Raw genomic sequence first — 5,352 nt, forward strand, 5'->3', positions numbered from 1 at the left:
CGCATCGTATGCCGTGAAGTAGGTGGTAGCACCAGGCCCAGTCGCAATCGGCTGCGGATTGCCGAAATTGTAGTAACCGCCTTCATTGTAAGCCTGAGTAGCGCCGGCCCCTCCAGACGAATACACGACGAGGTTTGAGGCACCCAGGCCGATCAGCTGGGCGACATTGTTTCGTTGCTCGGTCAGCGCCTGCTGCGCCAGTCCCAGAGGTGTCACGGCCGGATTGAACAAAGCCGAATGATTGTTGCCTGCGCCGCTTACCACAACGAGGTCAGTTGGTCCGATCCGACTCCCTGTTGCCTGGAATTGCGCGATTTGACCCGTGACGCCAGGCAAAACGGCTTCATTGCCCGTCCCCGAGCCACCGACTGCATAGTCATTTGCGCTGTTGAAAGTATATCGGGTCAAGCTCGGCAACTGTTGGAGGCCATTTGGGCCGTTGCCGCATGTCCCCGCCCCATTGTTCGGGTATTGGAGTAATTTGCAGAACACGCGAGTATCCAGCAAACTGTCCCCGAACGCGAAAATTGTGCCCGCTTGCTGCGCCTGAGCGCTCGCCGAGGTTGCCCCCAGGCTGGCTGCACCTATGGCGACCAGTGCTGCCATAGCGACGCGGCTTCTCGAGAATTCCCCGAAGTTCATGTCCCCCCCCCTTTTTTTTGCCAGTTTGCTGGCTGCCTCGGAGTGTCGCCACAGGCGTCGGAGGGGACAAGCGCATCGGCTTTCGAGTGAAGGCCACGGCTTCGCGAGTCGGCCACAATCGGGCAGCCCGCGGGTGCGGAGGCACGCACCTTGACTTCTCCGATGAGGCGAGTGCTAATTCTCACAAAGAATTGATTTCGGGAGAAGGGAGGGGAGGTGCGGGAAGACTCCAACGCCGGCATGAGGCTGCTCGGACACCTGAACTCTCCGCGCGGAGTCGGGATCTTCGCCGTTCGCGGCGTCCTCAACAATAAGCATGAAAATCACGTCAAGATTGAAGAAGCTGTGATTTCGCTCATCCTGAGCAACCCGACCGAATTCGTCTCCAGCCGCGGAGGAAGGACATTCCAACCTGTTCACCCTCTGAATTTCTGTGCACGTGGAACGTCTTTCCTAATGCGGGCTAACGGCCCGATGACAGTCGCCTCCTGCGTCTTCAGCAGGACCTTCTTGAATGAGCTGTCGGAGATGGAGGAAGGCTTTCGGCTAAACGACCTCGACATAGTTTCCGGCATCGACTCGCCACGTCTCACGCAACTCTGCCAATCCATGTTTCGGGAGGCCGTGACGCCCGGCTTTGCAAGCTCGGTTTTCGCCGAAGCCACCGGAACGACGATCGCTTTGGAAATCGCAAGATATAACGGTGGGCGTCGATCGAAGGAGCGAACGCGCGGGGGACTTGCCCCTTGGCAACTTCGGCGTCTCGAAGATTATCTATATGCCAACCTGTCGGCGGAGCTCTCGCTTGGAAAGTTGGCAAAGCTGCTTGGCTTGAGCGTGAGACATCTATCGCGCGGCGTGAGGCAAGCGAAGGGCATTACCATCCAGCAGTGGGTTGCCCAAGAGCGCTTCCAAGAGGCGCGTCGTCTTCTGGCTGAGACGAATTTACCGATCAATCTTGTTGCGAACCAAACCGGTTTTCGAAGCGCCGCAGCCTTTGCTACGGCCTTCAGAGCTGCGATCGGGTGCACACCTAGCGAGTTCAGAAAGGTTTGTGTCGATTAAGGTCCGGTTGTAGCGGCACTTCCCGGATCTGGCCGGCAAATCACGGGGCCCGGACATGACGTGAGGACGCCTGGTGGTCCCAATCTTGATATGGAGCTTCAGCCTTCGGGCGGCTTTTCTTTTGAGCGACTTGCAAGCAGATGTCGCATGTTGGCACAAATGAAGTGCCGACTGCATCGAGCAATGTCCGAATTCGAGGGCGAAGCGGAAAACATATGCTCGTGCTGAGTTCTTCTCAGTTTGACCCTTTCCAGACCTTCGTGCTCAAACGGCTATTGGATGTGACCGACTTATTTTTTGTGATCGAGGGTTCTATTGACTGTTCATGTTAGGTTTCGCGCCGAGCAGGATCGGGACCGTGTCACGGAGCTTGAGTGACTTAACTATATCCTGTGTTGTTCCCTTGTATTTCTTGAAATGATCGGTCTCAAGGTGCGCTTTGTACGCGTCTGCATTGACGTACATCTCGAAGACCAAGATGCGAGCCGGATTCTCCTTGTCAGTCACAGCATATAAAGCAGCACTCCGGCTTCGTGCCGGAGAGCCGCTTCGATCTGCTCTTTGACCGCGGCTTTGTATGCCTCTAGTTGAGCGGGATCGATCTCGATTTCGGCTACTCGCACGTAAGGTTCTTTGGCGTCCTGAGCAGAAGCTGACGGAAATGCCAACGTAAGCATCGCAGCACCGAGAACGAGAAGTTGCCTGACCTCCATGTCACTCTCCTTCGACCGCGCACAGTTTCACCGCACGAGGCCTTGCACGATATAGATGTTGGAGTGGCCTGCTTTCTGCCGGATGGGCCGCAGCTGCGCATATGCCGGGGAATTATACCAGGCCTGCGCCTTCTCCATGCTATCGAACTCGATGACAACTAGTCGTCCCTTGGGCGGTTGGCCCTCGAGCGGCACGGGATTTCCGCCACGGACGATGAATCGGCCGCCGAACGTCTTGAAGGTAGACTCGACGATAGCGCTGTAAGGCTTGATCGCCTCGCCGTCGCTTACTTCGAAGTCAGCGATGTAATAGGCGGGGCCAGCCGCCGAGCCAACCCGGGCCTTGGCGGCCCATGGACCAACGATGCAAACCATCGCGCTTGCAATCAATAGCCACGTACTGCTTACACGCATGGGCGGTTTCCTCAACAATATTGGGCTTCAACTATTTGCGGTACTGCTCGTCGCCGACCTTCTCCATCCAACTGACATTCTTGCCGTCGAGCGATTCCTGGATGGCAATGTGGGTCATTGCCGTCATCGGCGTCGCCCCATGCCAGTGCTTGAGGCCTGGCGGGAACCATACGACGTCGCCGGGGCGTACCTCCTCGATCGGTCCACCTTCACGCTGCACCCATCCGAGCCCTGAGGTGATAATTAATGTTTGGCCGAGCGGATGCGTGTGCCAGTTCGTACGGGCGCCGGGATCGAAGGTGACTTGGCCAGCGCCGGCCCGGGCCGGTTCGGGCGCCTGAAACAGCGGGTCGACGCGGACGGACCCAGTGAACCAATCCGGCGAACCTTTAGCAGAGGCACGAGAACCGTTCCGCTTGATGTCTATTTCCATGTCTCTGCTCCTTGGTTCGGCTAACGACGTTTGCGCCGCAAGCTTGCGCGGCGTCGTCAAGGCGGTGATACCGGCCACGACAGCGGTGATTACAGCTCGGCGTGAGTACACAGGGATCATTCTATCGAGGCCGTTTCTCGATCACGTCCTTGACCACAGGTGCTGCGGAGAACGTGTTGGGCCAGCCGGCATAGAAGGCGAGATGGCCGAGCAGCTCTCCGGCTTCTTCCCTCTTCAATCCGTTATCCATCGCGCGGTTCAGGTGGTACGTGATTTGAGCAACTTGTCCGGTTGCGATGAGAGCGCTAACCGTGACTAGACTACGGTCCCGCGGAGCCAAATCCGGCCTCAGCCAGAGATCCCGGAACAACACGTCCGTCGTATACTGAACGAGGCTTGGCGTGATCTGGCCGAATTGCTGTTCGACGCGAGTCGCCCGCTGCGCCTCCGCCGCTTCGTCCAAGGGAAGTTGCGGTCCGGAGGCCGGCGGGACTTGATCGGCTCCGACGTTACGGCTCCTGAAAACCTCCCGCGCGGCCGGAATTGCATGCATTGCGTTCGCCCAGCCGGTGTAGAACGCCAAATGCGTGATGATCTCCGAGATCTCCGACGGCTTCACCCCGCTATCGATCGCGAGATTCAGATAGTACGGCAGTTCGACGGTCTGGTTGCGGGCGACGAGGGCGGCGACGGTGACGATGCTACGATCCCGCGGAGAAAGGCCGGGCCGCTTCCAAAGATTCCCAAGAACAACGTCTTGCGCGTACCTTTCGAGTGCGGGGGCGACGGCCCGAATGTCTTGGGATGTGACCATTGGCTTTACTCCTTCCGGCGTTGTGGGCGCTTGCGCAATCGCCTGAGCTGTCAGGCAGAATGAGAAGGCGGCGGCGGTGGCGAGCATTCTCATGAAGAATCTCCATTGTTAGGCGGCCCACACCCCGGCGACCGATTGCTGTGAACTTAAGCCTTCCGCCATTGCTCGATTAGATGATAAAAGTTTACTGTAATCATTAGACAGGCTTATCAATGAAGCGAGAAGACGCCAGCGACCTCCTCGCCTTCCTTGCGGTCGCGCGGGAGCGAAACTTCACTCGCGCTGCCGCGAAGCTCGGAATGACACAGTCGGCACTCAGCCAGATCATTCGTAGCTTGGAGGACCGTATTGGCCTCAGGCTGCTAAACCGGACGACGCGCAGCGTGACACCAACGCAGGCAGGAGAACGGCTGTTCCTAAGTATCGGTCCCAAGTTCAATGAAATGGACGCAGAGCTTGCTGCACTGAGCGAACTCCGCGAAAAGCCTGCCGGGACAATTCGTTTGACCGCGACCGAGTATGCTGCCACCGCAATCTTGCTTCCTGCCTTGCGCAAGATCCTGCCGAAGTACCCTGACATCCGTGTCGAGGTCATTATCGACTACGGGCTCACCAATATCGTGGCGCAGCAGGTGGATGCAGGCATCCGACCGGGTGAGCTTGTCGCAAAGGATATGATCGCTGTTCGAGTCAGTCCTGACCTGCGAATGGCCGTCGCGGGCTCGCCAAACTATTTCGCTGATCGCAAGCGGCCCAGAACGCCACAGGATCTCACGGACCACAATTGCCTCAACCTTCGCCTGCCCACCCACGGCGGCAGCCTTTACGCGTGGGAATTCGAAAAGAATGGGCGAGAGGTCAACGTTCGAGTTGAAGGCCAGCTTGTGTTCAACAGCGCGCCCCTACTTCTGGAAGGAGCCCTGCAGGGCCTTGGGCTCGCCTACCTCACCGAGGGCCATGTGCAACCGTATATTTCGAGGGGTCAACTTGTCCGCGTTCTTTCGGATTGGTGCCCGCCATTCTCCGGCTATCACCTCTATTACCCCAGCCGGCGACAACCTTCCCCCGCGTTTACATTGATTGTGGATGCGCTTCGCTTTCGATCACAAGTCAACTGACCCAATGTCGGAACACTACTTGGTTTATTTACTTTTTCCGACTTTTCCGCTATTGGCAGATTTTGTTGTAAAAGTCGGTTGAGACAGGCCTCGAAGCGTGATTCCGTTGTGTTGACGCGAATCGCGACGAGGTCGATCCATGATGGGCCGTCT

At 57.6% G+C, this 5,352-nt stretch carries 7 protein-coding genes and 1 pseudogene; 2 read left to right on the forward strand and 6 right to left on the reverse strand.

The features are described from left to right. Positions 1–606, reverse strand: a pseudogene (locus N554_RS40555) (SGNH/GDSL hydrolase family protein); the annotation flags it as partial. A gap of 252 nt (positions 607–858) precedes the next feature. Here N554_RS40555 and N554_RS37650 point away from each other — a divergent pair. Continuing rightward, the gene (locus N554_RS37650) at positions 859–1,707 is read left to right on the forward strand and encodes a helix-turn-helix domain-containing protein (protein WP_051677795.1); all 849 of its coding nucleotides are present in this window, start codon (positions 859–861) and stop codon (positions 1,705–1,707) included. Positions 1,708–2,019: 312 nt separating this feature from the next. On the opposite strand, the gene N554_RS43240 is transcribed toward N554_RS37650, so the two are convergent. The 5 genes from N554_RS43240 to N554_RS0130005 all read right to left on the reverse strand — a co-directional run bounded on the left by N554_RS43240 (position 2,020) and on the right by N554_RS0130005 (position 4,174). Beyond that, on the reverse strand, positions 2,020–2,172 hold the full coding sequence (locus tag N554_RS43240; protein WP_371259535.1) for a hypothetical protein: 153 nt from the start codon (positions 2,170–2,172) through the stop codon (positions 2,020–2,022). Positions 2,173–2,210: 38 nt separating this feature from the next. Beyond that, positions 2,211–2,420, reverse strand: coding sequence for a hypothetical protein (locus tag N554_RS43245; protein WP_371259534.1), 210 nt, complete (start codon positions 2,418–2,420; stop codon positions 2,211–2,213). Positions 2,421–2,447: 27 nt separating this feature from the next. Then, positions 2,448–2,834 (reverse strand): DUF1330 domain-containing protein, encoded by a 387-nt coding sequence (locus N554_RS36735; protein ID WP_156042191.1) that lies wholly within the window; start codon positions 2,832–2,834, stop codon positions 2,448–2,450. A gap of 31 nt (positions 2,835–2,865) precedes the next feature. Beyond that, positions 2,866–3,261: a (R)-mandelonitrile lyase gene (locus N554_RS0130000; protein ID WP_029586826.1), complete on the reverse strand. Its 396-nt coding sequence runs from the start codon at positions 3,259–3,261 to the stop codon at positions 2,866–2,868. Between the two features lie 127 nt (positions 3,262–3,388). Continuing rightward, positions 3,389–4,174: a carboxymuconolactone decarboxylase family protein gene (locus tag N554_RS0130005; protein WP_029586827.1), complete on the reverse strand. Its 786-nt coding sequence runs from the start codon at positions 4,172–4,174 to the stop codon at positions 3,389–3,391. A 119-nt stretch (positions 4,175–4,293) separates the two neighbouring features. On the opposite strand from N554_RS0130005, the gene N554_RS0130010 reads away from it, so the two are divergent. Next, entirely contained in the window at positions 4,294–5,199 is a 906-nt protein-coding gene (locus tag N554_RS0130010) for a LysR family transcriptional regulator (RefSeq protein WP_029586828.1), read from the forward strand. The last annotated feature ends 153 nt before the right edge of the window (positions 5,200–5,352 follow it).

It is taken from the genome of Bradyrhizobium sp. URHD0069 (assembly GCF_000701345.1).
GTDB lineage: Bacteria > Pseudomonadota > Alphaproteobacteria > Rhizobiales > Xanthobacteraceae > Bradyrhizobium.

Excerpts from the sequence above, each read along its gene's own strand:
- N554_RS43240 (WP_371259535.1), bottom strand. The coding sequence starts at position 2,172 with ATGTACGTCAATGCAGACGCGTACAAAGCGCACCTTGAGACCGATCAT.
- N554_RS43245 (WP_371259534.1), bottom strand. The coding sequence starts at position 2,420 with ATGGAGGTCAGGCAACTTCTCGTTCTCGGTGCTGCGATGCTTACGTTG.
- N554_RS36735 (WP_156042191.1), bottom strand. The coding sequence starts at position 2,834 with ATGCGTGTAAGCAGTACGTGGCTATTGATTGCAAGCGCGATGGTTTGC.
- N554_RS0130005 (WP_029586827.1), bottom strand. The coding sequence starts at position 4,174 with ATGAGAATGCTCGCCACCGCCGCCGCCTTCTCATTCTGCCTGACAGCT.
- N554_RS0130010 (WP_029586828.1), top strand. The coding sequence starts at position 4,294 with ATGAAGCGAGAAGACGCCAGCGACCTCCTCGCCTTCCTTGCGGTCGCG.